18 protein-coding genes are annotated in these 24789 nt (G+C 48.2%); 4 read left to right on the top strand and 14 right to left on the bottom strand.

The genetic code is table 11. The annotated features are described in order from the left end of the window. Positions 1–92 precede the first annotated feature (92 nt). From IPP66_19160 to IPP66_19115, 10 genes are all read right to left on the bottom strand, one after another. Positions 93–1394, bottom strand: a complete 1302-nt coding sequence (locus IPP66_19160) for a hypothetical protein (protein MBK9927394.1) — start codon at positions 1392–1394, stop codon at positions 93–95. Positions 1395–1560: 166 nt separating this feature from the next. Then, positions 1561–2337, bottom strand: coding sequence for a hypothetical protein (locus IPP66_19155; protein ID MBK9927393.1), 777 nt, complete (start codon positions 2335–2337; stop codon positions 1561–1563). Positions 2338–2522: 185 nt separating this feature from the next. Then, positions 2523–3299, bottom strand: a complete 777-nt coding sequence (locus tag IPP66_19150; GenBank protein MBK9927392.1) for a hypothetical protein — start codon at positions 3297–3299, stop codon at positions 2523–2525. A 191-nt stretch (positions 3300–3490) separates the two neighbouring features. Next, positions 3491–4309, bottom strand: coding sequence for a toll/interleukin-1 receptor domain-containing protein (locus IPP66_19145; GenBank protein ID MBK9927391.1), 819 nt, complete (start codon positions 4307–4309; stop codon positions 3491–3493). 163 nt (positions 4310–4472) lie between these two features. Continuing rightward, positions 4473–5087 carry a hypothetical protein gene (locus IPP66_19140; GenBank protein MBK9927390.1) on the bottom strand — a complete coding sequence of 205 codons (615 nt, stop codon included), beginning with the start codon at positions 5085–5087 and terminating at the stop codon, positions 4473–4475. Between the two features lie 364 nt (positions 5088–5451). Beyond that, positions 5452–5997 carry a LysM peptidoglycan-binding domain-containing protein gene (locus IPP66_19135; protein ID MBK9927389.1) on the bottom strand — a complete coding sequence of 182 codons (546 nt, stop codon included), beginning with the start codon at positions 5995–5997 and terminating at the stop codon, positions 5452–5454. A gap of 16 nt (positions 5998–6013) precedes the next feature. Continuing rightward, positions 6014–6487 carry a hypothetical protein gene (locus IPP66_19130; protein ID MBK9927388.1) on the bottom strand — a complete coding sequence of 158 codons (474 nt, stop codon included), beginning with the start codon at positions 6485–6487 and terminating at the stop codon, positions 6014–6016. Continuing rightward, entirely contained in the window at positions 6487–9060 is a 2574-nt protein-coding gene (locus tag IPP66_19125) for an N-6 DNA methylase (protein ID MBK9927387.1), read from the bottom strand. Before IPP66_19125 ends, IPP66_19130 begins: the two co-directional genes overlap by 1 nt. A gap of 151 nt (positions 9061–9211) precedes the next feature. Beyond that, complete coding sequence (locus IPP66_19120) at positions 9212–11749, bottom strand: DEAD/DEAH box helicase family protein (protein MBK9927386.1); 2538 nt, start codon at positions 11747–11749, stop codon at positions 9212–9214. 78 nt (positions 11750–11827) lie between these two features. Next, positions 11828–12025, bottom strand: coding sequence for a hypothetical protein (locus IPP66_19115; GenBank protein MBK9927385.1), 198 nt, complete (start codon positions 12023–12025; stop codon positions 11828–11830). A gap of 182 nt (positions 12026–12207) precedes the next feature. Here IPP66_19115 and IPP66_19110 point away from each other — a divergent pair, with 182 nt between their 5' ends. Next, positions 12208–12777: a hypothetical protein gene (locus tag IPP66_19110; protein ID MBK9927384.1), complete on the top strand. Its 570-nt coding sequence runs from the start codon at positions 12208–12210 to the stop codon at positions 12775–12777. A 232-nt stretch (positions 12778–13009) separates the two neighbouring features. Here the strand turns inward: IPP66_19110 and IPP66_19105 are convergent, their stop codons facing one another. After that, entirely contained in the window at positions 13010–15307 is a 2298-nt protein-coding gene (locus IPP66_19105; protein MBK9927383.1) for a response regulator, read from the bottom strand. Between the two features lie 560 nt (positions 15308–15867). Between IPP66_19105 and alaS the strand changes: the two genes are divergently transcribed. After that, positions 15868–18669, top strand: coding sequence for an alanine--tRNA ligase (alaS, locus tag IPP66_19100; protein MBK9927382.1), 2802 nt, complete (start codon positions 15868–15870; stop codon positions 18667–18669). Between the two features lie 72 nt (positions 18670–18741). Here the strand turns inward: alaS and IPP66_19095 are convergent, their stop codons facing one another. Together IPP66_19095 and IPP66_19090 are read right to left on the bottom strand one after the other, a co-directional pair. Then, positions 18742–19686: a diguanylate cyclase gene (locus IPP66_19095; GenBank protein MBK9927381.1), complete on the bottom strand. Its 945-nt coding sequence runs from the start codon at positions 19684–19686 to the stop codon at positions 18742–18744. A 47-nt stretch (positions 19687–19733) separates the two neighbouring features. After that, entirely contained in the window at positions 19734–21335 is a 1602-nt protein-coding gene (locus tag IPP66_19090; protein ID MBK9927380.1) for an alpha-glucosidase, read from the bottom strand. Positions 21336–21422: 87 nt separating this feature from the next. On the opposite strand from IPP66_19090, the gene IPP66_19085 reads away from it, so the two are divergent. Continuing rightward, positions 21423–21938 (top strand): hypothetical protein, encoded by a 516-nt coding sequence (locus tag IPP66_19085; GenBank protein MBK9927379.1) that lies wholly within the window; start codon positions 21423–21425, stop codon positions 21936–21938. Between the two features lie 300 nt (positions 21939–22238). Beyond that, complete coding sequence (locus IPP66_19080) at positions 22239–23828, top strand: von Willebrand factor type A domain-containing protein (protein ID MBK9927378.1); 1590 nt, start codon at positions 22239–22241, stop codon at positions 23826–23828. A 62-nt stretch (positions 23829–23890) separates the two neighbouring features. On the opposite strand, the gene IPP66_19075 is transcribed toward IPP66_19080, so the two are convergent. Beyond that, positions 23891–24784, bottom strand: coding sequence for a UbiA family prenyltransferase (locus IPP66_19075; protein ID MBK9927377.1), 894 nt, complete (start codon positions 24782–24784; stop codon positions 23891–23893). Between the last annotated feature and the right edge of the window lie 5 nt (positions 24785–24789).

Raw genomic sequence — 24789 nt, 5'->3', positions numbered from 1 at the left:
GACAGGCTCAGTAATACCCGTTCGGGGCTATTCAGCCATCCCGTTCGGAGTGACGCGATCTTTTCCCTTCGGTCACGGCTCCATCAAAATCACTAGCGAGCACGTATAAATTTTACCCACTTCTTTTTCACATCCAGATGTTCGATCTTCCAGCCAGCATTTGCCCATGCGCGTGTGTTGACATGGTTGCCTTCCGTTACATGTTCCCACCATCTTTGATCTTCGTACGCGGAGGACGGCAGTTCTTTTTTTAATATTTCTTCGATCTGTTTAAAACGAAGCGTAATGTCTGCCTGACTGGCGGGCAAGTCACGCAGATAGGTTTCGAGCGGGGTGTATTTACCAGACATGGCTCGCTCTTTTCTCGTTTCTTCATTTTTGTTGAATTCGCTGGAGATCATTTTTGAGGCCGTGGTGGCTTGTATGCCTGAGAGGCCGAATTCCTTTTCCAGTTTACCGCCTTCTTTGATGATCGTTGCCAATGTTGATCTGGCATTCTTGATCTCGGCCGCTGACAATATGATTCTCAGGGCGGTCCCTTGAAAGCTGGAGCGATGATATTCCTTTTTATCGGGTTTGAGGGCAAGGGCTGTATCGCCACTGCAAATGGTGAATTTGCCGCCATGCCCGCACAGACGACTGACCGCATATAATCCATAGCCTGAGTTCTGCCAGCCGTCATATGGATCTCTTTTGACGCCCTTGAACATCTTCCCTGATATACCTGGCATGATCGAGAGGTTGAGGGCCTGACGATCTCCGTCAATGCTCAGGTGAGGGTTGTTGGAAAGCGCAGAGCGGATGCCAATGCCCGTATCGAGAATGGCAATTTCGGCTTGTTTTGCCTTCTGGCGGAACTGTGCGCAAAAGGCGAGAATTTCTGATCGGCTATGTTCCACTACGTTCCTGAGTAGTTCGCGAAAGCTGTACGTGAGGACTTCTATCGAGGGGCCATCTGGTTGTTGTAACAAGACACACGAGAGCCTTTTTGAATGCTCTTCGATCACATCCCCCACTTCCCGATTTTCTTTGGCGGCTTGTTTCTGTAGATCAGCAACTTTCATCACGGTGATGGGGAGGTAAGTGTCACTGCCTTGCGCCTGACCAGGGAGTTTGCCAATGTCAAATCCGCAGGAATGGAAATAGCCCATGTGCGAGGCGTACAAGCGTTCTCCATAGTTCGAGGGTTGACAATCTGCCTCTGGATGACCTGCCATAAACTGATTGATCACAAAGGATAGAAACAGCATCCCGAATGGGGTATCAAGACCTTTGCCCTGAAAGTCAAAGACAAACTCTTTGGAATCGCCTGTGTAGGCTGTAAGCTCATTCCCAAATTCCAGAACTTTTTCCAGAACGTGGTCTTTGGGAACTAGAAATTTTTTCGGTGGCATTTTCAATCCCTGACTTCGATGTGTATGCTAGATGAATTCATATTCTAATGATTGCAGTTTCGGCGGACGATAACGACCAACATCCCTCGAGCCATCCCCTAAATGTGATGATGTGTTTACTCACCATCCGTTTAGGGCCACAAGGCATTACACAAAGTGGAACTCGTTATTTTGTTGTTCCGATCTTTACATCGTCAATATACCCTAGCATGTGATCTTGTGGAGATATCCACGAGCCCACTTGTAATGAAAACCCACCAAGATTTTTCATAGCGCTAATATTGGAAAAAGCCGATTCGCCCATCAAGTCATCATCCAAATAGAAACTTACTTTCCCAGTATTTGGCTCTAACGCAAAGCGGATTTTATACCAGGTATCATAGCTACAGGGTATATGCTCGGTTTCGTAAGAATATACTGGAGTACCGTCGGATAGAAAAACATTTTCCTGAAGATTGCAGGATGCATCAGGATATGCAGTAGTGCCGTTGGTAAATTTACATTCAATCCACCAGACTTTTTGATCGAAAACTGTGACCGCCTGGATCTTTAGAAAACTGCCTTTGCCTGCCTGACGGCTATCCAGCTTGAATTTCGCCTCCATATATTCAAGATTTTGGTAGGAAATTGTACGGGGGTTGACCGTGTGTAACGCAAAATTTCCATCTTCTTCTTTTGAATTTGTCTGAATGATGAGAGCGCCGTTTAGTTGGGTCGCTTCTCCTCTTTGGTTTCCATCAACTTCCCAGAGGCTGGGGTTTACCTTGCCGTCAAAGAAGGTGTCTTCAAAATTATCGTATAGATCAGGAAGGAACCATCTCTTATACAGATCGGGAAGATTTTCAATGCCACTTATGAATACAAAAATAGCAATTATGCCTGCAAGAACTGTGATCAGAATTACGAACGGATGGTCGGACATTTTGTAGCGATTTTCACTCATGTTTTCCTCTTGGTCACGTGGTTTGATTTTATCGACGGAACAGAGTTCCGACTCTTCTTTGAATGCCCTCTCTCATAGCACGGACAGTAGTGATATCCGCCTATAGGATGGGCTGGCGCACGCCTTGTCTGGCAGGTTTTGTATGCTTGACATAATAACCTACGGCAATGATTTTGAATTGGAATTTAATGGCACTTGAATACAACACTAAACCCAGAACTTTTATTGCCTTGTTGGTCCACAATGTGGGCTCTCAATTTTACTGTGTAGGCCTTATTGTTTGAGCCGCATTGCCATGTGATCTTTTGGGATGTGCCCGATTGTTGCTGTTGCGTAGGTGCATCAATCAAATCGTTTTGTACATATACACCCGATATATCAGGTGATATTGATAAAACTTCATACTCTATCATGGCCGCATCGCCATCAGGATCGCTGAAATATATATCTTTGTGGATCTCTAATTGGTTGCTGATATTTTGCTCATATTCATCCATACGTTCGAATATGGGAGGCCCGCTTGAAACGGCTATCATGGGTTCTGCTTTTGTTTGAACATATACAACAATATTGCCGTCTCCTGCCCTGGCAATTTTTTGCACCCATTGGTCATTCTCAAAATTGATTTCAAAAGGCTGGTCAATATCGTATTCAAGCCTGCGTATATTTCCCTGAGCATCCTCGTATAAAATATAAAGTGTGTTTGCTTTTTGTTTTGCATCGTTTAGGGTGGTTTCAAAACTGATTGCCCAGCCTGCGCCAAGCAATTCATTTCCAACAAGCCTATGTTGATATGATCCACCGAGCTTAATCTCCCCATTAGTGTCCACCGTGGCTGAGATGGTGACAGGGCCTGCATTGGCATACGGGCCAGTGGACACCGTGGTATCTCCAGCCGCAGCATTTCCGCCGCAACCAGTCAGTAATACAGCTAAGATGATAAGAAATTTATATCGATTCATTTTTCCTCCTGCACTTTCTTCTTGTGGTTTTCTTTTACATTCTAAACCAAAGAAATCCCTTTCAGTTTGGATGTTAGTCTGAGACCAAGGAGTTTCTTAGCTACTATATACCCTGCCATGCATGCCTCTCCTGCTTGACGTAACAAAGGTTTACGGTACAAACCCTTAGGGTCTATTCTGTTGTTTTGTCGTTATGGCAATCGTGTTGGTTCTGCCAATAGATCATTGGGGTTGAGTCCTGATGCTTTATAGAGCTTGATCATCTCTATGGCAACATCCATATATTTCGAAGCACCGTAGACAGTCATCTTATAGCCTGCACGATGTTGGCTATTACTCTGTTCGTAGCTGACAGTAACAGGTTGGGATTGCCCCAGCACTTTTGCTTTATCGTTTGGGTGAACGGCTTGCCCGCCCGATAACCAGACTTGGTCATCTGCAAGACGCAAGGTGAGTGTGACACTGCTCACTTCAATGATGTATTCCCCCAGTTTCCAGCGCCCCTGACGTTTTGCAGCGAGAGATATTAGAGTTTCCACTATGTTTTGATAAGGAAAGGCATGACGCTCAGATGAATTTTGAAGCGGGGCTTTGGTTTTAGAAGGTGTCGATGGTGGCGTAATCGGATGACGTAATTTATTAAGAGTTTCTTGTATCTTTAAATAGAAACTTCGATCAGGTAATTGCCCATTACGAATGTCCAAAATTTGAGATGAAGTAAAGGAGCCCCATGATTCTCCACGTAGCAAGATCGGAAAGGCAGGCTTACGAATAGATTTGGCATACTCTACTTCTTTCTGTACCCAACTGGATTTACGCGCTTCTGATGACATAATCACAATGAAGATCGGGCAAGCCTTGATACTTTCTGGAATGGATGGCGGCCAGTTTCTCAGCTTATCAAGCCGTTCATCAATACACGCTGTTATGCCCCACCGCGCAAATTCATCTGCAAGCATATGGGCAAACTTACTATCTTCCTGGGTATAGCTGATAAATATATGTTCCATATAACCTCTCCTTGTAAGTTCGAATCAAATCACGATTACCTTGTAGTTTCCAGACCCTAAGGATTCCTTTAGCTGACTCATATTCTGCCATGGCGGATCAACTCTCGGCTGCCGTGGACAATGACCCGCTCGGTTTCGATGCGGGTAACGATTTCAGAATTGTTCATTTGGCATTAAACCTTTTTTTGAATGCCTTCCTAAAGCTTGTAAGCTTTGACCTTAGCATAGCGATTATCCCTAATCGCGGCTTATCTTCTTCTTCAGGAATGAATAATGCCTTCATCAAGAAAAGAAAACTCAATATGACTACGTACAACCCGATTTCTGCCGCTAAGCGTAAATCGGGACTGCCGATGTTTGAAATACTATAAAGGATTGCAGATGCCAAACCAAGGATTAAGGGCTCGATAGCTTCATCGGGTCCAGGGGTTAACAACATGTAAGCTAGGTCAATTCCTGCCGCATATGCCAGTGCTTTGGCGACCAAATCAAGTGCTGGCAAACGCAATATGATAATTAAGTATTTTGGGAACGTAATCCAGTCCAGTTCAAAGGTTCGATCTGCATGGTAGAGTAGTTTGCTCCCGAGCACGATGATAATGCCAACGGCAATCAATAATTGCAGCGAGTTCTTAACCTTTTCGGCAATAATTAGCAAGAATGAGTCTTCTTCTGGTTGCCTGAATTCCAACACAATTGGTGAAGGTGGCAATTGCGCTTGGGCTAGACTTGGAACCTGTCCTGATGTTTGTTTTTGTTTGGTTTTTGTTTTAGCCATTTTTATCCTTCCCACACCCTTTCTATCACCTTCTTGACCTTCTCCTCATAAATCCGAATCAACTCACGATTCCCCTCCACAATGGACCGCTCGCGCTCGATGCGGGCGACGATTTTATTCTTGTTATCAGACCCTAAGGGTCTCCTTGACTGACTCCTACCACTCATTACCAGACTCTCCTGCTTGACGTAGTGACTGTCCACGAGAAAGACCCTTAGGGTCTATCCTTCCCACACCTTCTCAATGACCTTCTTGACCTTCTCTTCGTAAATCCGAATCAACTCACGATTGCCTTCCACAATGGACTGCTCGCGCTCGATGCGGGCGACGATTTCGTACTATTCTTCCAAAGACAACAGGTAATTCAGCTGCATATGTTGCTCACTGGCAAGATTAAGTACTGACCTGGGTAGATAACAAACTCGCTCTGATCTGTATTAATAAAACGAAGACGCTGATAGTTAATGTTTAAGCGATCTGCAATTTCAAAGATGTCATCTCCATTTTGGATAATATAATATTTTATTCTTATCTCCTGGTCTCTTTGAATCGTGTCGATGCAATTGGATTTTTGTATTGCGTTGGCATATTTTGTTGCTCCAAATAAACTTTCACTTATCTTGTCAAAGGTGTCGCCGCGCACAATAGTGTAAGACTTTTCAATGATTTGAAGGTTTGTAATTGAGGGTGTGGAAGTGAGGGGAGATGAAGGTGTTGATGTCTCTGTTTGTGCAATAAATGTCTCAAGAGCTATTACTGCGGTCGTAGTGGTTGTTGGTAAATTGACAATACGTGAAGACACCAATAAAGTACTATAAAGAGAGATGGCAACAGTGAGTATTGCCAAGATAAGGATAAGCAACACTGATTTTGGGCCTGGACCTTCTCTATTGTCTTTTTGACTATACATATTGTCTACACCCTTTCTAATAGGCAAGGTTGATAAAAGTTATTATGATGATTAAGAGAATACCTGCAATAAATGATGCAAGACCGAGTGTTAGAAAACCGCGAGTACTCCAGTTTTGCCAGAAACCAACTTGCTCTTCTCGTAATTGATACGGAATTAAAAACATGACAAGAACGCAGCAAATTGTCGAGACCAGAAAGGTTGCCACCGTAATGAGTCCAAGTGCAATGAGGATAAAATCAATATTCGAATTGATACTTAACGCTGTGATCCAGTTGGAATTCAAACTCGTGAATACCAAGATAATCCCAGAGTCTAACGTGGTAATGTGTTTGGCTACTTCAAATGTGAATTTATTGGCTTCGTTAGCCCTGGCTCTTTCATCTTTATCTGAATTCGAAGCAGCAATTGTTTTCTCTTTTCGCTCTGTTTTTTCAACCGTTGACTTTTTTCGTTTTGGTTTTATCGTACTTTCTTTTTTGGTAGCCATCATCCCTCCCACACCCGCTCGATGACCTTCTTGACCTTCTCTTCGTAAATCCGAATCAACTCACGATTCCCCTCCACAATGGACCGCTCGCGCGCGATGCGGGCGACGATTTCGCGCTGCACTTCCAGCGGTGGTAGGGGGATTTTCATTGCTTTAATTTGCTGATAATTCAATGCTTGTCGTGAAGCGCCCGATTGAACAGACCAAATTTGATCCTGCCCTTCTTTGCTTATTAGATAGTTCATCAGGAAATTTGGTTCAATATTCCCATTACTTCGTAAGATAGTTACGTGTTGATTTACATTTGCTTCTCTATCTTCGATGTAGACAGCACTTCTTCCGATGGATGCACCTGTGATGTTTAGAAGCACATCATTCTTTTTGACTTGGCTTCTGCTCATTTCTTCATGAACACCTTTTTCGATATAAGCGGCGTCCGAAAAGTCGCATACACCCCAAAGAACATTTTGGCTTCGGATGAACAAAACGCCTTCATCTACATAAGTTTCTTTTCCGCCAAGTGGTGTTACTCCACTTCCAACGAAAGAAAGTTGATCGCCTAATTTCACCTTTTCCCAGGCGTCTATTCCGTCTGGCAGTAATTCAGCAAGTTCAACTTCAAAATCAGGCTTCCACCCCTCGACAACCTGACATGCACCGTCGATGATGCGCTGGTGAGAGGCGATTTCGTCCACGATTTGGCGCTGGATTTCGAGCGGCGGCAGGGGAATTTCAATTGCAAGAAAATCTTTCTTTTCTATTGTACGTCGACGACCTGCCGTTCCACGCATTCTTTGGCGATAGAGTTGCCTTGCATGGTCAGACCGCAAAATAGTTTCAAGGAAATCGAGATTTACATCTTCTCTTTTTAATTTCCAAATATCATACGCAGGACTGACGGCAGCAGCCTCATATTTTTGCTGAAAGCCAATAACGCCTTCGTCAATTGGGAAACCTACAACCATCTCGTTTCTGTTTACAAGTTTATAGCCTGCAATATCTTTGCTTGCAATTCGTCGCTTGAATTTTTCGTCCTGATCTATCAAACCATAATTCATGGTAACAGACATCACAGGAATGTCAGTTTTATTTCCGACCTTTTTGCTTGACAACTCGAATAATGAAGCCAGTGAAATCATTTCATGAGTTTGCTTACCAGAACGAACAACTTCCTGGTAACGATTTGCACTCAGGTTGTAGTCGTTGCTATCCGTAAATTGGGAAGTGGAAACTAGTAAAGCAGAAGCAGTTGTCGGGTGGTAAGAATCGGGTTTTCCATCTACAACGGCTTTTCGCCATGTGTGCAAGTTGCTCAACACATCAGGCAGGTCACTATGCTTTGGACAAAACTCAGGTTTATCGCCATTGTCACTGCAAAGCGCCTTTCGTTGCGCCCCAAGTTCGTATCCGTCTTGTTCAACTTTCAAGAATAGAACTTTGTCAGTCTTTTTGGCAAGCGCTTTATCTAAAAACAAAATCGAGGTCTTCACGCCCGCGTAGGGGTTGAACATCCCTTGCGGCAATGAGACCACCGCCCACAGATAATTGTGCTCGATGAGGTATTTGCGCAACTGCTTGTACGCCCCCGCCGATTGAAAGATGATGCCCTCGGGCACAATGATGGCGGCGCGTCCGTTCGGCGTGAGATGTTCCGCCATGTAATCCACGAACAGCACTTCACTGCGGTTCGACTGCACCGAGAAGCGTTTGTGCGGCTGAATGCCGCCCTTCGGCGACATGAACGGCGGGTTGGCAAGGATCACATCGGCGTACTCGTTCCAACGGTCATCGCTGGTGAGCGAGTCGTATTCGTAAATCTGCGGCGTGACGAAGCCGTGCAAATACAGGTTCACAAGCGAGAGCCGCACCATATCGGGCGAGATGTCGTAGCCCTTGAAGTTTTCGTAGATGCGTTTTTTATCCTGCGCATTTAATCCAGACCCTAAAGGTCTCTTAAGACCTTTAGGGTCTTTTGAATTGGATTCAACAATGTACTTGTACGCCGAGATGAGGAAGCCCGCCGTGCCACAAGCGGGATCGAGTACCGTCTCGTTCTTTTTCGGACCGATGACCTGCACCATAAAATCGATGATATGACGCGGCGTCCGAAACTGTCCCGCATCACCCTGCGACCCAAGCACAGATAGCAAATACTCGAAAGCATCGCCCAATTTTTCGGAGTGGTCGTAGGTGAACTCATTGATCGTCTTGAGGAAGAGTTTCAGCGTTTCGGGGTCGCGGTAGGGCAGGAAGGCGTTCTTGAAAATATTCCGAAAGAGTTCGGGCAGGTTTTCGTTTTGGCTCATGCGTGTGATGGCTTCACCGTACAGATTCAACATCTCCACGCCGCCCAAACGCGGGTCGAAGATATTCGTCCAACTGTATTTCTTGAACTCACCTTTGAAGAAACTCGCCTTGCCGCCCATCTCGATGGATTGCTTGTCCATGTCGTCCATGAACTTGTAGACCAGCGCAATGGTGATCTGCTCCACCTGCGATTTGGGGTCGGGCACTTTGCCCACCAGAATATCACGGGCGGTATCGATGCGGCGTTTGGTTTCGGAATCTAACATTCGGTTGAAGGTCTCCTGTGCAATGGCCGCACGGACGTTAACGTCCGTGCTGAGGGCGGAAGCCCGCTTAAGCGGGCTTGAGCTATGAGCCCGCTGGGTTTACCCACGGGCGGACGGGATTTCAAATATACATCTCAGTTGGCAGGCATTATCACACAAATTGATTGAACGATACGTAATCCTTGATGTATTCGATGATCTTGTTACGCGTTTCTATCGTCAACTTGCGCAGGTATTCACCGCCTGCGTGGCTGCCGAGGATATAGGCAAAATCGCCTTCGTCCACATACTGACGAAACTCGGGGTCAAGCACATACGTCTTGAAGAAGTTCCTGGCAGGCGTGAATTGCTTTTCATCGGGCATGAAACGGCTGTCGAACTTCTCAAATTCTTCATCCAGCAATTCATCCTTGGTCTTGAAATACGGCTTCATTCCAAAGATGACTTCAACGATCTCCCGAAGTGAAACACGGCGGTCGATGTTCAAAGACTTGCGTAATTTCTCCAGATTGAAGAACTCTTCGGGTTTATCGAAGACATTCTCTTCAATGTGTTTGATGATGGCTTCGAAATCACCAGCTTCTGCTTTCCCAACCGCGAAGTCATCTTTCTTGATCTGTTCTTCAAACTTCTGGAAGTACATTCGATCCACGCGCATGCCTTCAGGTCCGATGGCGGTTTCACGAATGGCATAAATGGCATCAGGGCGTGTGCTTTCATAACTACCATAGACAATCCCGCCTCCGCCTGTGGTTCCACCTTCCACTCCTTTGCCACTTCCTAATCTTGGCAGTTTCAATACTTCGTTGTAATTGAAATCTTCTTCAAAATATTCACAGTTCGCGAAGAAGTCAAATAACTTGAACTTATCCTTTTGTTGCGTGCCCACATTTTTCTTCCATGCAGGGTCAACGATTTGTTCTGTGAATTCATGCTTGCGCGTGCCGCGTCCTTTGATCTGAATGAAATCAGTGGGCGAGAACACTGGGCGCATCAAAGCTAGATTGAGAATATCGGGGCAGTCATAGCCTGTGGTCATCATGCCCACGGTCACGCACACGCGCGTCTTGCCTGTTCGGTATGTGTCAATAAAGTTTGCATGCCCAGACAAATTATTGTTCGCAAAGTTGATCGCAAACTGCTGTGCCTCAGGAATCCATGATGTAACCTGTATGGCAAAATCTGATTGATATTTGCCGGGGAACATCTTGTCCGCGATTTCATTCAAAAGTTGTGTGATCTTCGCCGCATGACTTTGGCTGACACAAAATACGATGCCTTTACCAATCTCATCACTGATGGGGTCGCGCAGAGCTTTTTGCAAGAAAGTCTCACAAAAGACACTGTTGGTCTCATCGGAGAAGAAGGTCTTTTCAAAATCCTTCTTGATAAAGGTCTCTTCCACTTCTTCGCTTTGATTTTCGTCTTCATCCTTTGTCATGATCACCGCATAGCCTTCATCGGAAAGCATTTGGGCTGTAATGTCTGTGCGGGCATCCACGACAACAGGATTGATCAGAAATTTATCATTAACGCCATCCAATAAAGAATAACGATAGGTGGGCACCCCATTTTCGCAACCGAAGGTCTTGTAGGTGTCCATCAATACGCGGCGTTCCCATTCGCGCGGGTCGTTTTGATTTTCAGGGTCGAAGTTCTTGAGGTAATCTCTCGGGGTAGCAGTTAACCCGAGTTTGTAGCCGATGAAATACTCGAATACAGCACGGCTGTTCCCGCCGATACTACGGTGAGCTTCATCTGAAATTACCAGATCAAAATCGTCAGGCGAGAAAATGCGCTTGTATTTATTCTTGGACATGAAGCTTTGGATGGTCGAAACGACAATCTCTGCCTTACGCCAATCGTCGCGGTTTTCTTTGTAAACAGTCGTTTGATAATCGTTTTTCAGATAGTTGACAAATGCTTTCTTTGCCTGGTTTTCAAGTTCAAGCCTGTCCACTAAAAACAATACGCGCCGTGCGTTGCCTGTTCGTAAAAAAAGCTTGATCACAGCAGCAGAGACGAGTGTCTTGCCAGTCCCTGTTGCCATCTCAAACAAGAAGCGATCTTTGCCTTGCGTTACATTTTCTTGAATCGCTTTAATGGCTTTCAGTTGATACTCACGCAGGAAACGTAAGCCATTGTTTTGGATGAATTGTCCGCGCGTGCTTTCTGACTTCCAGGACGGGTCGTTTTGGTAATCGGGCTTTTGTGTTAGAACGATGTAATCTTTTTCAACGACCTCACGCGCCAAACTTTGCGGGTTGGGTGTGAATTTGGAATAACTCTCGAAGGAATCAGGAGAAGGGAACTTGGTAATGGGTTGTGGGTTGCCGCGCTGTGTATCCCAAAAGTAGTGCGAATTACCATTGGAAAGGATGATAAATCGGCAATGCTGTGCTTGTGCATAACGCCGAGCTTGTTCTTTTGCAGAGAGAGGATGTATCTCTTCTGCTTTTGCCTCCAAGACAATTAAGGGGAACCCTTTTTTGTCCAGCAGTAGAAAATCAATAAAGCCATTTTTGTTCTTTTCAAAATTTTCCCCAAGCGCGTTGATATGGCTTTCTGTTATTTTGACGTTGTTCTCAAGGACAATATTTGCCTTGCCGTCGGTATCGTCAAAGAATTTCCAGCCTGCTTCCTTCAACAACTCATTGATTTTAATTCTTGCTTTTGCTTCTTTGCTCATGAGGCTTCCTTGGCAGGGTGTATCCCCGCTCCATGTGTCAAGGATAAAGCCAAATCCCCCTATACGCAAGTCCCACGATCAGGGTGGAGTGTCTCTTGTTTCGGCGGCCGGCCACGCCCATCCATTGAGGATTAGGATGGGAATGCCAAAGGCCATAAAGGCCAAGGTCCTGAGAGAATCTTCGTCATATTCCACGGGGTGAAAGAGAAGTGTATCGGTGAGCAGGGCGAGGGGGATGAGCGCCAGTATGCCAAGAACAATGCGGAGGGTTTTCATGCCTTCACTTATAGTTCAAATGTCAGTTTTTGTAATGTTAATTGCGTGTACTCATCCATTTGGCTGGAACGAATTCCAATTTCCTTCCGTCCAAACGAACAGGCGTGAGTTATCACGTGCCGTTCGCGCCCCCATGAAAGGGTGCGAAGAAACCAACCATTGTAGAAAAGGAGTATATAAGAATGAAAGTCAAGTTAAACCCCATGTTCGAAGGCCTGCGTGGGCAGATGGGAGGCGTGGTCTTCCGTAAAGTAAACGGTGAGACCATCGTCTCGCGCAAGCCAAGCTTTCTTGGTGCGCCAACCGTGGAGCAGGCGGCGCATCGTGAGCGCTTCAAACTGGCGGCGGCCTATGGCAAGTCTGTGTTGGCAGATCCCGTCGCTCGCGAGTTGTATGAGGCGGTGGCCAACAGCAAGAAGATATCCACCTTTGCGTTGAGCGTGGCAGACTACTTGAATGCCCCCGTCATTTATGAAGTGGACCTCTCCGCCTTCAGCGGTGAGATCGGTCAAACCATCAGGGTCAAAGCAGGCGATGATTTCGGTGTGGTGAAAGTGAACGTGACGATCGCCGATAAAGCCAGCAACCTCGTGTATGAAGGTGACGATGCCATCGAAACGGCCCCCGGCTCCGGTATCTGGCTCTACACCACTACAGGCGGTATCCCCGATGGCGTCACTGCCAAGATCAGCGTGGTTGCCACCGACCGTCCCGGCGGTACCACCTTGCAGGAAGTCACCAAGGCCCTATAGTGTGCCCCATTAAACAAAGTCGATAACAAAAAGTAAGACCCTGCGAGACTTCTTAATCCACTGGAATGGAAAGTCTCGCGGGGTCCATTTGAGTATTATATGTCAGGTTATCGGAATTATGCAAATTAAAGGATAGTTTTACTTGAACCCAAGAACGGTAACAGGCTCTGTGTTATAACAAACAACCCAGCCATGAGGACTGGGTTGTTTTGAATATTCAATGAGCTGAGTTTTATATTTTATTGTGTGCCATGCGCGGGGTGACCTTCCAATGGCGCTCCCTGAACAGTTCCTTTACCTGGGCGACTCGCGCAATGACGTTTTTGAATTCCACATAAAAGATGGAGCCGATGATCAGATAAAAATAGAACCACTTTTTATTTTTGCGGATCTCAGGGTCGCCCAACTTGTATGAAAAGAACACCTGTCCCGGTGCCACGCTCAAGGTGAAGAGTGTGGTCATGACAAATATGGGAACCAGCCAGTTGATCTTCTCCACGCCACCGTACTTCACGACCCAAAATAAAATGATCGGGAGCATTTGCATGGAGATCCACGGATAGACCTCGCGCCAGCCTAACAGCCAAAGAAGACCGAATTTTTGCCTTGGCGATAAATTCCTTGATCGCAGGGCCTTCCATAAATGTTTCATCGAAACTTGAAGCCAGCCCTGTGCCCAACGCAAGCGTTGATTCCACAGTGCTTTGATTGTGGTGGGGGCCAGTTCTCTGGAGACCAACCTCGGGTCTGAAATGATCCTTGCGCCCGAGGTCATCACGCGGATGGATGAATCGATATCCTCTGTGAGCATGGAGCCATGCATGCGGGTCTTGCGTAACAGGTCGGTTCGCCAGAATCCGTTTGAGCCGCCGAAGATACCAAATTTATGAAGAATGGACCGTCCGGGATGGCTGACCGCATAGATCGCTTCAAATTCCACGGCGATCAACCGCGAGATCCAGGATGCGTTGCCGTTGCGCACAACACAGTGACCCTGGACGACATCGTTGCCCTGAGATAGCCAGCGCCATGCGCGCATGAAACTATCCGCTTTCGGCTTGTGATCGGCGTCGAAGATGCCTACAAATTTCCCGGTTACATCGGAGAGTGCTTTGTTGATGTTTTGTGCTTTTGACGTGCTGTGCTGGATGCGCAGTAATTTGAAGCGGTGATCGCGCTCGGTGATTCTGCGCAGGTCGTTTTCAATCGGCAGGTCGTGAGGTGTGTTGTAGGCCAGTATGATCTGAAGTGGTGCGGGATAGTTGATTTCAAGAAAAGACTCCACCGTTTCCAAAATGGTGGGAGCTTCATTGGGCAAATAGGCAGCGATGATGGCGCTGGCGGGCGGATAGGGTGTTTTGGGTTGTACGGGTGGGTCGATGGCCCTGCTGGCAAGATAGCCTTCCACCCAGATCAACAAGGCCGTGATGACAAGGGCCGCTGTGATGATAAGGTACGCATAAGAGGAAATGTCATGCCCGATCGAGTCGAACCAGGTATAAAGGAAGAAGGGCAGGACCGCACCCACCGTCAGTGTGAGCAAGATCTGGATCGGCAAATTGAGCAGTTCGCGGAGGCGGGCGAGGCGCTGTTGTCCCGTTGAATGTTCGACCGCCTTTTTTCGTTTCGCCAGGGACCCCATCTTGGCATCGTATTTCAACGGCTGTAGATCGAGGTTTCGCGTGGAAAGGTCAAGCGCGGTCATTGCGCGGTCGTTGACTTCCTTGAGCGTCTTGGAGGAGCGCAGGTCCACGTAGCCAAATGATGGAGTCATGCGCAGGTTTTCATTTCCGAGGGTGAACCTGTGACTCATGATGACTTTTGCAAGGGTTGAAAGAAATTTGCGGGCTTCTGCTTCACTGGTTTCGGGGAGAATAAAACCGAGAAAACCGTTCTCTCCCCAGCCGATCACATCCAGTGGCCGCAGTGAGGTTTCAAGGATTCTTGCGGTTTGTTTCCATACTTCTGCTTCCACGCCTTTTCCCAGTCGTTCACTCAGGAGATGTAATTCCGATAGGGCAAGGTAAGCCAGATATCCATTTGCATCTGTGGTTCTTGAGCGAAATAATTCCTTCGAAACCATGTCGTTGAACATTCGTGGCGTTGGAAGGCCGGTCTTGATATCTTTGATGATCAAATCGTTGGGGATGGGAGGACGTTCAAGTTTGCTTCGAATACGTGCCACCAATTCGGCAGGCATGAACGGTTTTTTGATATAGTCATCGGCCCCCAACGACAGGCCTGTTACCAGGTCTTCGGAATTTACCAAGGCCGTCAATAAGATGACCGGTATCTTGGATGTCTCAGTCTGCGAACGCAGGACCTTCAAAAAGGCGAAGCCATCCATATCCGGCATCATCACATCGGAGACGATGATATCCGGCGTAGCGGTTTCCAAGTACTTAAGCGCACTGGCCGCACTGGATGCGCTCGTGACCTCGAATCCTGCGTGACGCAGGACCGCCAGAACAAGATGGCGAATCTGTTCATCGTCATCGACGAATAGGATGTTTGCAGAACTATTTTCCATAGGGCAGGTCTCCTGGCTGAATCGATTCAACTCGGTTTTATCGTACACCTTAATTATGGAGATTTGCATTTCAGTCCTGTAATGATTTGCACTCTTGTAAGAAGTCAGTTTTTTTTAAATTATCTGAATAACGATGCCTTGAGTGATATCGAAGGATCCCCTGCGCCAAAGTGCGGGACTCTTTGGTTGAAAGGAGTGCCCCTCAGAACGACAATAGTATTTTTAGTTAAACCCTATTTCCACCCTCCCCAAAACTGCGAGCGCTTTGTATAATCCCGATCATGAAACAAACCCTCAAGCAAACCGCAGCCCCTCAAGCCGTCGCTATAGGCGCATCCTTGAAACCTGCCACGGCTTGAGACTGAAAGACGGAATTCAAAGTCCCGAACCCACAGGTTCGGGACTTTTTCTTTGTTGTAACTTGTAGGGGCGACCCTTCAATGTTGAACAAGGTGACATCAATCCGCAAGGCGGGCCGCCCCTACAATCACCATTCCGCAATCACCCTTCATCATTCCGTTGGTATAATTCGCCCGTCATTATTTCAATTTGGAGTTTGCATGAGCAAAAAACTAACAGGTAACCAGATCCGACAGGATTTCATAGACTTTTTCGTTGAACACGGGCACACCGCTGTGCCCTCGATGTCCCTTGTCCCGGGCGGGGATGCCACGCTTCTCTTCACCAACTCTGGCATGGTGCAGTTTAAAGATGTCTTTGTCGGCACTGATACCCGTCCCTACAAACGCGCCGTCGACTCGCAGAAGTGTATGCGCGTGGCGGGCAAGCACAACGACCTCGACGATGTGGGCCGCGACGATACGCACCACACCTTCTTTGAGATGCTCGGTAACTGGTCCTTTGGCGATTATTACAAAAAGGAAGCCATCGCCTGGTCTTGGCAGTTGCTTACCGATGTATGGGGCCTACCCAAAGATAAACTCTATGCCACCGTCTTCAAGGACGATAAAGGCAACGTGCCCACCGATGAAGAAGCCGCCGATATCTGGAAGACCCAACCTGGCTTCGATCCTTCCCACGTCCTGTACTTTGGGCGCAAGGAAAACTTCTGGCAGATGGCCGAGTTCGGTCCGTGCGGCCCGTGTTCCGAGATCCACATCGATCTCGGCGAAGAGCGCGATAACTTGCGCGGCACCGAGCACGTCTGTGGCGTGAACGGCGATTGCACGCGCTACCTCGAACTCTGGAACAACGTTTTCATTCAATACAATCTCTTCGAAGATGGCCGCCTTGAACCGCTCCCGCAAAAGCATGTGGACACCGGCATGGGCTTCGAGCGCATCGTCTCTGTGTTGCAGGGCGTTGACTCGAACTACAAGACTGACCTCTTCACCGGCTCACTGGATGTGCTCCGCTCGCTGACGGGTCACACCGAGAAAGAGATGCTCGCCGATTTCACACCCTATCGCGTCATCTGTGACCATGTCCGTTCGGCGGCATTCCTGATCGCTGATGGTGTGGTGCCTGGCAACGCAGGACGTAACTACGTGGCGCGTATGATCGTCCGCCGCGCGGCACGCTTCGGCTCCAAGCTCGGACTCAACGAACCCTTCCTCGCCAAAGTAGCGCAGGCTTTCATTGATATTTACGGTGACTTCTATACCGAACTCCGCGCCGCTCAACCTGCCATTCTGGATAATCTGACTCGAGAAGAAGTCCGCTTCGCACGTACGGTGGAAGCTGGTACAGCGCATTTAGAGACTCTACTCTCAGACCTTCGCAAAACCAACTCTACAATCCTCGATGGTCACAAAGCCTTCGACCTTTATGCTACGTATGGTCTGCCCTTCGAGATCTCGCGCGATATTGCCCGTGAACAAGGTCTCGATGTGGACGATAAAGGTTTCAACGAAGCGAAAGAAAAACACGCGCTTGCTTCTGGCGGCGGTAAAGCCATGGGCAAGATGGGTGGTGAAGATGCAGAGTTCTTCGCAGGTATCTTGAAGGACCTACAAGCGAAAGGCAAGTTAGGGAAAGATGGTGTTGAGTATGATCCGTATAGCGGTACTCAGGTAGAGAAGTATACAGGTCTTGAAGTATTGGCTTTGATTGTGAATGGACAATCAGTAGAGTCTGCATCGCTTGACGATCAAGTCGAAGTTATTCTGCCCAAGACCGGCTTCTACATCGAAGCGGGTGGCCAGGTCAATGACATAGGCTTTATCCGTTCGACCCCCCTCCGTCTCCCCCCATTTTCGGAGAAAATGGGGGGAGAGAAAGAGGGGGGTTGGGAGATCGAAGTGACAGGCATGCGCCGTGCATCGGCGGGTGTGATCGTCCACATGGGTGAGGTGATCTCCGGTCAACCCAAAGTGGGCGATAAAGCTACGGCTGAAGTAGACGCCGTCCGCCGCCACAACATCATGCGGAATCACACTGCTACACACTTGCTCCACAAAGCTTTGCACGAAGTGCTGAGTGACCAAGCCAAGCAGGCGGGTTCGCTCGTTGCGCCGACCCATCTGCGCTTTGACTTCAACCATCCCGAAGCCATGACCGCAGAACAGATCGAGCGTGTCGAGAAGATGGTCAATGAAGCGATCGCGGCCGACATGCCTGTGGTGAAAGTCACCAAGTCACTGGACGAGGCCAAGAAAGAAGGCGCGATGGCCTTGTTCGGTGAGAAGTACGGCGAGACCGTGAGAACGATCTCTATTATGGAATCAGGGAGCTTGCTCCCGACAGACGCCAGCAAGCTGGCTGATTCCAAAAAATACTCCTATGAACTCTGCGGTGGTACGCACCTTGAGCGTACATCCGATATCGGCGCGTTCATTATTGTGAGCGAAAGTTCTGTCGCGGCGAACGTGCGCCGTATTGAAGCTGTGACGGGTCGTGGCGCGTATGAACTCATCAACAAGCGCTTCAAGACGCTCAAGCAAACAGCGGGTGCACTGAAGACCTCGCTGGACGAAGTCCCTGCCAAGGTGAATGCGTTACAAGAGGAAGTCTCTGACTTGAAGAAAGAGATCGCCAACTTGCGTGCGCAACAGGCATTGGCGGCTTTTAGCAATCAGTTGTCAGCAGTGCAGGCCGTGAAAGATGCCAACGTGTTGGCGGTCGAAGTCCCTGACTCGAATGTGGATACGCTCCGCATGCTGGCGGATAAATTCCGCGAGAAATATCCAAAGGGTGGAGCCGCTGTCCTCGTGACTGGACCAACCGTCATTGCGGTAGTGACCGAAGATCTCGTCAAGAGAGGCTTGAAAGCTGGAGACCTCATCACAGGAATCGGCGGCAAAGGTGGAGGACGTCCCAATATGGCTCAAGGAAGTTTGAGTGGGGATGTCAAGGAAGCGTTGGGTAAGTTGTCGAAGGTTGTGGAAGATAAATTGAAGTAATTTTTGTCTTGTCATTTCGAGCCGCGAAGCGGGGAGAAATCTTCTACTCGAGGGGTAAAGATTTCTCAGTCGCTATCGCTCCTTCGAAATGACAAAGAACTTACTCGGCAGACTGGTTGATACTGCACACGCGGTTTCGACCAGTCTGTTTTGCTTTATAGAGGCCAGGTCGGCTGTTTCTACAAGTTCTTCGAGGGATGGGTAATTTACAACGGCGCAGGTTACCCCAAGGCTGATCTGCACGGTGTAGTGATCCCCGTTTTCGAGGGTGAATGGGGTTTCAGCGGTTGCGATGCGCATACGTTCTGCTATGGCCACAGCTTCGGATATATCTGTATCGGGCAGGATCACAATAAACTCTTCGCCACCCCAGCGCCCGATGCGGTCATATGGACGGAGATTGCGGGGAAACACTTCGGCCAGCTTTCGTAAAACCTGATCGCCAACGGGATGCCCATATTGATCGTTGATGGCTTTGAAAAAATCAATATCCAACAATATGATGCTCAGTGGCTGTTCTTTGCGTTTGGCGAGGGTGAGTTCGGTTCGGGCATGTTCTTCGATGGCACGCCTGTTGAGAAGACATGTCAGGCTATCTTGCATGGCGAGGTTTTCCATTTGTTGGCGAGCTTTGATAAGTTGCTCTTCCAGTTTGATGATGCGTTCCCCGCTGGCCACGCGAGCGATCAATTCTTTTGCGTCGAAGGGCTTGGTGAGGTATTCATCAGCGCCCGCCTCCAACCCGAGCACAACTTTGGGTTTATCGTCTATGGCGGTGAGCATGATGATGTAGGTGTAATGCGAATTCTTGCTGGCGCGAATTTTTTGGATCAACCCTGGCCCGTCAAGACGCGGCATCATCCAATCGGTGATGACGATCTGGAACGGTTCGCGTTGAAGTAAATCCCATGCATATTGCCCATCTTCTACATCTACAACCTCGTGACCCACAGCAGAAAGGCGTACTTTTACCAGTCGCCTTGAGCCCGGGTTGTCTTCTACCACTAGGATCTTCATAGTTCCAAAGCCAAACTATATCATATTCTGTTACGCAGGTGATGCTTCTACAGAACGATCATGCCTCCAAAACTGTCGAGATGGATGGACTTGCTTTTGATCTGATCGGTGGGTGACAATTGATAGAGACACTCGGTAGCTCCAAATGGGAACTCCACTTCCTGCTCACTGAAATTCAAGAAGACGGCCACACGTTTTTTCTCAAACTCTCTTACATAGCCAAGTACGTTGTTTGGAAGGCCTTCGATCAATTGCAATGACCCTTCTTGAATGGCCTGCTCTTGTGTACGGATCTTGAGCAAAGCACGGATCGTATTGAGCAGTGATGTATCTTCTTTGCTTTCTTTCTCCACGTTGATGGTTGTGTAGTTTTCATGTACGGGCAACCATGTTTGCTTTCCTGAGGAGAAACCAGCATTTGGGGTCGAGTCCCATTGCATAGGCGTGCGGACTTCATCGCGGTTAACTGTCATACCGAGGGCATCAAAGAGAATCCTTGGCAGGCGCTTGTACTTGTGTGGGATCGGGTCAAGCGCGGCTCCGAACGGGATCTTATGATTGGTCATGCCGATCTCTTCTCCGTGATACATGCACGGCACACCCCGCACGGTCAATTGGAACATGTGGAGCAGTTTTGCCTTTCGCGCGTCATTTCCAAGCCTGTGGATGCTTCGTTTCTTATCGTGGTTACTGAACACGTAGACTGGCATAAAGGGACTTGGAAAATGCGCTTCGATCTTCCCGATCAGTTCACGAAAGTAATCGGCTGTGAACTTGAAGTCAAGCATTTCAAAGTCGAATACGAGCGTGAGGCCATCGTTCTGCTCGTCCCCGGCAAACCTGCGAACGACTTCCCTTCTTCCGATCACTTCACCGAGCAGGAGCGTATCCCCGAACTCATTGCAGACATTTCGCAACTCTTTAGCAAACGCAAAGACCTCGGGTTGATCAAGCGTGTATTTGAACTCCTGAAAGTACCCGGATGGCTCGTTGACCGCTGGTGCAAGTTTGAGTGCGAATGGGTTATCTCGAAACTCGGCATCCTTGTAGATGACGTTGAAGATGTCGAGGCGGTATCCGTCCACGCCTTTTTCCAGCCAAAAGCGGACGGTATCGAACATGATCTTCTTTATTTCGGGGTTGCGGTAGTTCAGGTCTGGTTGAAAGGGCAGAAAGCTTGACCAGAAATATTGTCCGCGTTCTGGTGCGTAATGCCAGCCGCTTCCACCGGTCATGGATTTCCAGTTGTTGGGGTTGTCGCGCCAAATATACCAATCGGCTTTCGGGTTATCGCGCGAGGAGCGAGACTCCTGAAACCATGGATGTTCGATGGATGTGTGGTTCATCACCATATCAAGAACGATCTTCATACCTCGCTTGTGCATTTGCTCGATCAGTTCGAGGGCATCGTCCATGGTGCCGTATTCGGGAGCGACGTCAGTGTAGTTCGAGATGTCGTAACCGAAATCAGCTTGTGGGGAGGAGAAGAACGGCGAGAACCAGATGGTTTCGAAGCCCAAGTCGTGGAGGTAGTCTAATTTTTGGATGATGCCTCGAATGTCCCCGATCCCATCGCCGTTACTGTCTTTGAAAGAGCGTGGGTAAACCTGATAGATGGTGGTTTTGTGATACCACGGTAATGTGTTCATATTGATGATCCTTTTTTATAGTACATACAGGTCTATGAGAATGCCGCCCTATTGTATTATGATTTATATGAAAAGGAGATTTATTATATGTCACGCACATCAAGAGTTTTATTATTACTAATCCCGTTGGTTTTTGTTCTTGCCTGTAGTTTGGTTTCCAAACCATTCAACGAGGCGCAGAATGCAGTTGAAACGGCGCAGTCGTTTGCGACCTCCATGCCGATCGAAACCCTGCAAGCTTTGGCGACTTCCATGCCGGTTGAGACCTTGCAAGCGCTTCCTTCTGCAATGCCTGATATACAGAATGCTGTAGATCCGCAGGGAACTCCGGTTCAAGATTGGAATGGTATCCCGGTGATTCCTTCAGCGTTCACTGGTGAAGAAACTTCAATAGGTTATAGCTTCAAGGCCAATGCGACTACAAAGGAAGTGTTCGATTACTATGAAGCGGAGATGACCAAGCTTGGTTGGACAGCGTTGTTCAACCTTCCTGATACGGGTAGCGGTGCCTTGCTCAGTTATCAAAAGGATAATCACACCACGACTGTGACCATCACGAAGGAAACGGATACGTCTTCGTTGGTGTTCCTCGCGTACCAATAACCAACCAGGATTTGTGGTTTCGGTACGCCCTTCGCAATCGCTTCGGACTACTCAACCACCACTTGTTTCTAGAGTGTCAGGTAGTTATAAAAAGGATGAACCATCATGGTTCATCCTTTTTCTTTATGGGGAACTTTATCTTTTACCCAACGTCACAAAAGAAACACAGCATTTACAAATTGGTGAACATTCTTCACCGGAGCGGAGGGCCTATGTATTAATTCCACCTTCAAGCACAACGGGAACGCCGACCTGTTGTCCGCTTTACTTCGCTTCAAAAAATAAACTTAGGAGAAGAAAATGTCTACCAAACGAAATGCCTTACTAACAGGTATTCTATTCCTGTTGCTTTTTACCTCCGCTTGCGGAGGCGCGGCTTCCACTCCGATACCGCACGATGAACTCCCTGCCGATGTTCTTGAAATGCCTGTCGTCACCGAGGCGCCAGCGGCTACCGAAGCCCCTGCATCCGCTCCTCAATCATCGTCCAAGAATTGGGGTGGCCCTCCTGTGAACCAACAGCCACAGGACACATTCTTTGAAGATTATGGCGTCAACCCAGCCATTGATACGGAAGACGATCATCTTTCCACGTTTGGGCTTGATGTGGATACTGGCTCCTACACGATCATGCGCAACTATCTCAAGGATGATCTACAGGTGCCGCCCGAATCTGTCCGCGTGGAGGAGTATATCAACTACTTCGATCAGGGATATGCCAACCCATCTGCGCATCAGGCCTTCACCATCTCTGTGGATGGCGCGCCTTCACCTTTTACGCAGACCGAGCGTTATCAAATGCTACGCGTCGGCATTCAGGGCTATCAGGTCCCTGAGTACGAACGCAAGGATGCCTCGTTGACGTTCGTGATCGACGTCTCTGGTTCGATGGATATGGACAACCGTCTCGGATTGGTGAAGCGTTCACTGGAATTGCTTGTTGAGCAATTGGGACGAAACGACAGCGTGAGTATTGTTGTATATGGATCCGATGCTCGCGTCATTCTGGACCCGACGCCTGGTTCGGACAAAGACGCCATTCTCTCCGCGATCTACAGTCTCCAACCCGAAGGCGCGACCAACGCCGAAGCGGGGATCCGCTTGGGATACAACATGGCGCTCCGCTCCTACAAGCGAGATGGAATCAATCGTGTCATCCTTTGCTCTGACGGTGTTGCCAACGTCGGCAACACAGAAGCAAATGTGATCCTCGATGAGATCCGCGGACATGTAGAAGAAGGTGTCACCATGACCACTATTGGCTTTGGCATGGATAACTACAACGACACACTCATGGAACAACTGGCCGATAACGGCGATGGCTTCTATGCTTATGTGGATGATATGCGTGAGGCCAAGCGTCTCTTCATCGATAACCTCACCAGTACACTTCAAACCATTGCGATGGATGCCAAAGTGCAGGTGGATTTCAATCCCGATGTTGTGATGCGTTATCGTCTCGTCGGTTTTGAGAACCGCGCCATTGCCGATGACCAATTCCGCGATAATACCGTGGATGCAGGCGAGATCGGCGCAGGGCACTCTGTGACCGCGTTATATGAGGTCAAGTTGTATCCCGAAGCCTACGGGAATATTGCAACGGTCTACCTGCGATGGCAAGACCCCGATACACGGCAGGTGGTGGAAATGTCAAAAGATCTTGGCTCTGGCGATCTATCCAGAAGCTTTGAACGTGCCGATCCCTACTTCCAACGCACAGTTATTGTTGCAGAGTATGCTGAGATACTGAAGGAAAGCTATTGGGCCGATGGCAGTTCACTGCAAGATGTTTATCGTGAGGCGGTTCGGGTTGGCGAATATTTCTCAGGGGATGAGCAAATGTCTGAATTGCTTGAATTGATGCGCCGTGCAGACGGCTGGCGCGATTGATAAAACACAACGGCCGCGGAGCTATAAAACTCCGTGGCCGTTTTATGTTTATGGGGAATGTACTAATTGAGGAGCACGAACACTGTGATGATAGCAAGTTGTGCCAATGGATAATAACTTGCACTATCGAATAACTTGGCAGCCTGTCGTCCTTCATGCTGGCGGCTGAGTTGATACCCCGGGAGTAACAGGAAGTAGATGCCAGCCGCCGCGCTTGCAATCAAATAGGGAATACCTAATTTGAGCGGAGAGACGTTCGGCAGGAACAGACTGGCGACTACTGTCACTGCCAGCGTGATGATAACGATTAGTCCCGCTGTTTGTGTGCCAAGTTGTAAAGGGATAGTCTTGGCGTGGACGCGTTTATCTTCCACGGTATCGTTCCAATCGGCAGGGACGTTTTGTCCGCCGATCTCCCAGAAAAAGACCCAAGCCAGGATCAGCAAAAGTGATGATAGGGAAGGGTTGGGGTCTACAACGAAGACCGCGGCAATCGGCCCGCTGGATTTGACCAATCCGCTGACAAATGTGCGCAGGTAGGTAACCTTGAAGAGAAGGACATAGACCACTTCCAACACAGTGGCCGAAACGAGGATGATCACAATGGTCGGGTTGAGTATATAGGAACCGATCCCTGCGGCAATGAACCACACGGCAAACCAGAGAATACCACTTCGATAACTGAGTACGTTCTGTGCTAATGGATACCGTAGATCAGAGGCTTCTACCGAGTAACCAGCGTTGATGCCACCTGTGAACTTTTCCTTATCCACCGCAATGCCCACAAGATCGTTCAGGGCGTAAATGGCTGTGTATGCGGCAAAGGCGGTGAAGATCGAAAGAAGAATGACCTGCCATGCAGGGAAATTTCCCAGCACAAGCAATGCGCAGAAACCAGGCGTGGCAAGATCTAGAACGCCATGCGTGGTTCGGGAAAGGGCAAAAAACTTTTTCATGGATT

The sequence above is a fragment of the Candidatus Defluviilinea proxima genome (assembly GCA_016721115.1).
GTDB lineage: Bacteria > Chloroflexota > Anaerolineae > Anaerolineales > Villigracilaceae > Defluviilinea > Defluviilinea proxima.
Note: the sequence above shows the minus strand (reverse complement) of the source record. Positions and strands in the feature narration are given on the sequence as shown.

What these genes read in the sequence shown, in the direction of transcription:
- IPP66_19090 (MBK9927380.1), bottom strand. Translation starts at nt 21,335, where the DNA reads ATGAACACATTACCGTGGTATCACAAAACCACCATCTATCAGGTTTAC.
- IPP66_19150 (MBK9927392.1), bottom strand. Translation starts at nt 3,299, where the DNA reads ATGAATCGATATAAATTTCTTATCATCTTAGCTGTATTACTGACTGGT.
- IPP66_19155 (MBK9927393.1), bottom strand. Translation starts at nt 2,337, where the DNA reads ATGAGTGAAAATCGCTACAAAATGTCCGACCATCCGTTCGTAATTCTG.
- IPP66_19135 (MBK9927389.1), bottom strand. Translation starts at nt 5,997, where the DNA reads ATGTATAGTCAAAAAGACAATAGAGAAGGTCCAGGCCCAAAATCAGTG.
- IPP66_19145 (MBK9927391.1), bottom strand. Translation starts at nt 4,309, where the DNA reads ATGGAACATATATTTATCAGCTATACCCAGGAAGATAGTAAGTTTGCC.
- IPP66_19125 (MBK9927387.1), bottom strand. Translation starts at nt 9,060, where the DNA reads ATGTTAGATTCCGAAACCAAACGCCGCATCGATACCGCCCGTGATATT.
- IPP66_19095 (MBK9927381.1), bottom strand. Translation starts at nt 19,686, where the DNA reads ATGAAGATCCTAGTGGTAGAAGACAACCCGGGCTCAAGGCGACTGGTA.
- IPP66_19140 (MBK9927390.1), bottom strand. Translation starts at nt 5,087, where the DNA reads ATGGCTAAAACAAAAACCAAACAAAAACAAACATCAGGACAGGTTCCA.
- IPP66_19110 (MBK9927384.1), top strand. Translation starts at nt 12,208, where the DNA reads ATGAAAGTCAAGTTAAACCCCATGTTCGAAGGCCTGCGTGGGCAGATG.
- IPP66_19105 (MBK9927383.1), bottom strand. Translation starts at nt 15,307, where the DNA reads ATGGAAAATAGTTCTGCAAACATCCTATTCGTCGATGACGATGAACAG.
- IPP66_19120 (MBK9927386.1), bottom strand. Translation starts at nt 11,749, where the DNA reads ATGAGCAAAGAAGCAAAAGCAAGAATTAAAATCAATGAGTTGTTGAAG.
- IPP66_19115 (MBK9927385.1), bottom strand. Translation starts at nt 12,025, where the DNA reads ATGAAAACCCTCCGCATTGTTCTTGGCATACTGGCGCTCATCCCCCTC.
- IPP66_19080 (MBK9927378.1), top strand. Translation starts at nt 22,239, where the DNA reads ATGTCTACCAAACGAAATGCCTTACTAACAGGTATTCTATTCCTGTTG.
- IPP66_19160 (MBK9927394.1), bottom strand. Translation starts at nt 1,394, where the DNA reads ATGCCACCGAAAAAATTTCTAGTTCCCAAAGACCACGTTCTGGAAAAA.
- IPP66_19085 (MBK9927379.1), top strand. Translation starts at nt 21,423, where the DNA reads ATGTCACGCACATCAAGAGTTTTATTATTACTAATCCCGTTGGTTTTT.
- IPP66_19130 (MBK9927388.1), bottom strand. Translation starts at nt 6,487, where the DNA reads ATGGCTACCAAAAAAGAAAGTACGATAAAACCAAAACGAAAAAAGTCA.
- alaS (MBK9927382.1), top strand. Translation starts at nt 15,868, where the DNA reads ATGAGCAAAAAACTAACAGGTAACCAGATCCGACAGGATTTCATAGAC.
- IPP66_19075 (MBK9927377.1), bottom strand. Translation starts at nt 24,784, where the DNA reads ATGAAAAAGTTTTTTGCCCTTTCCCGAACCACGCATGGCGTTCTAGAT.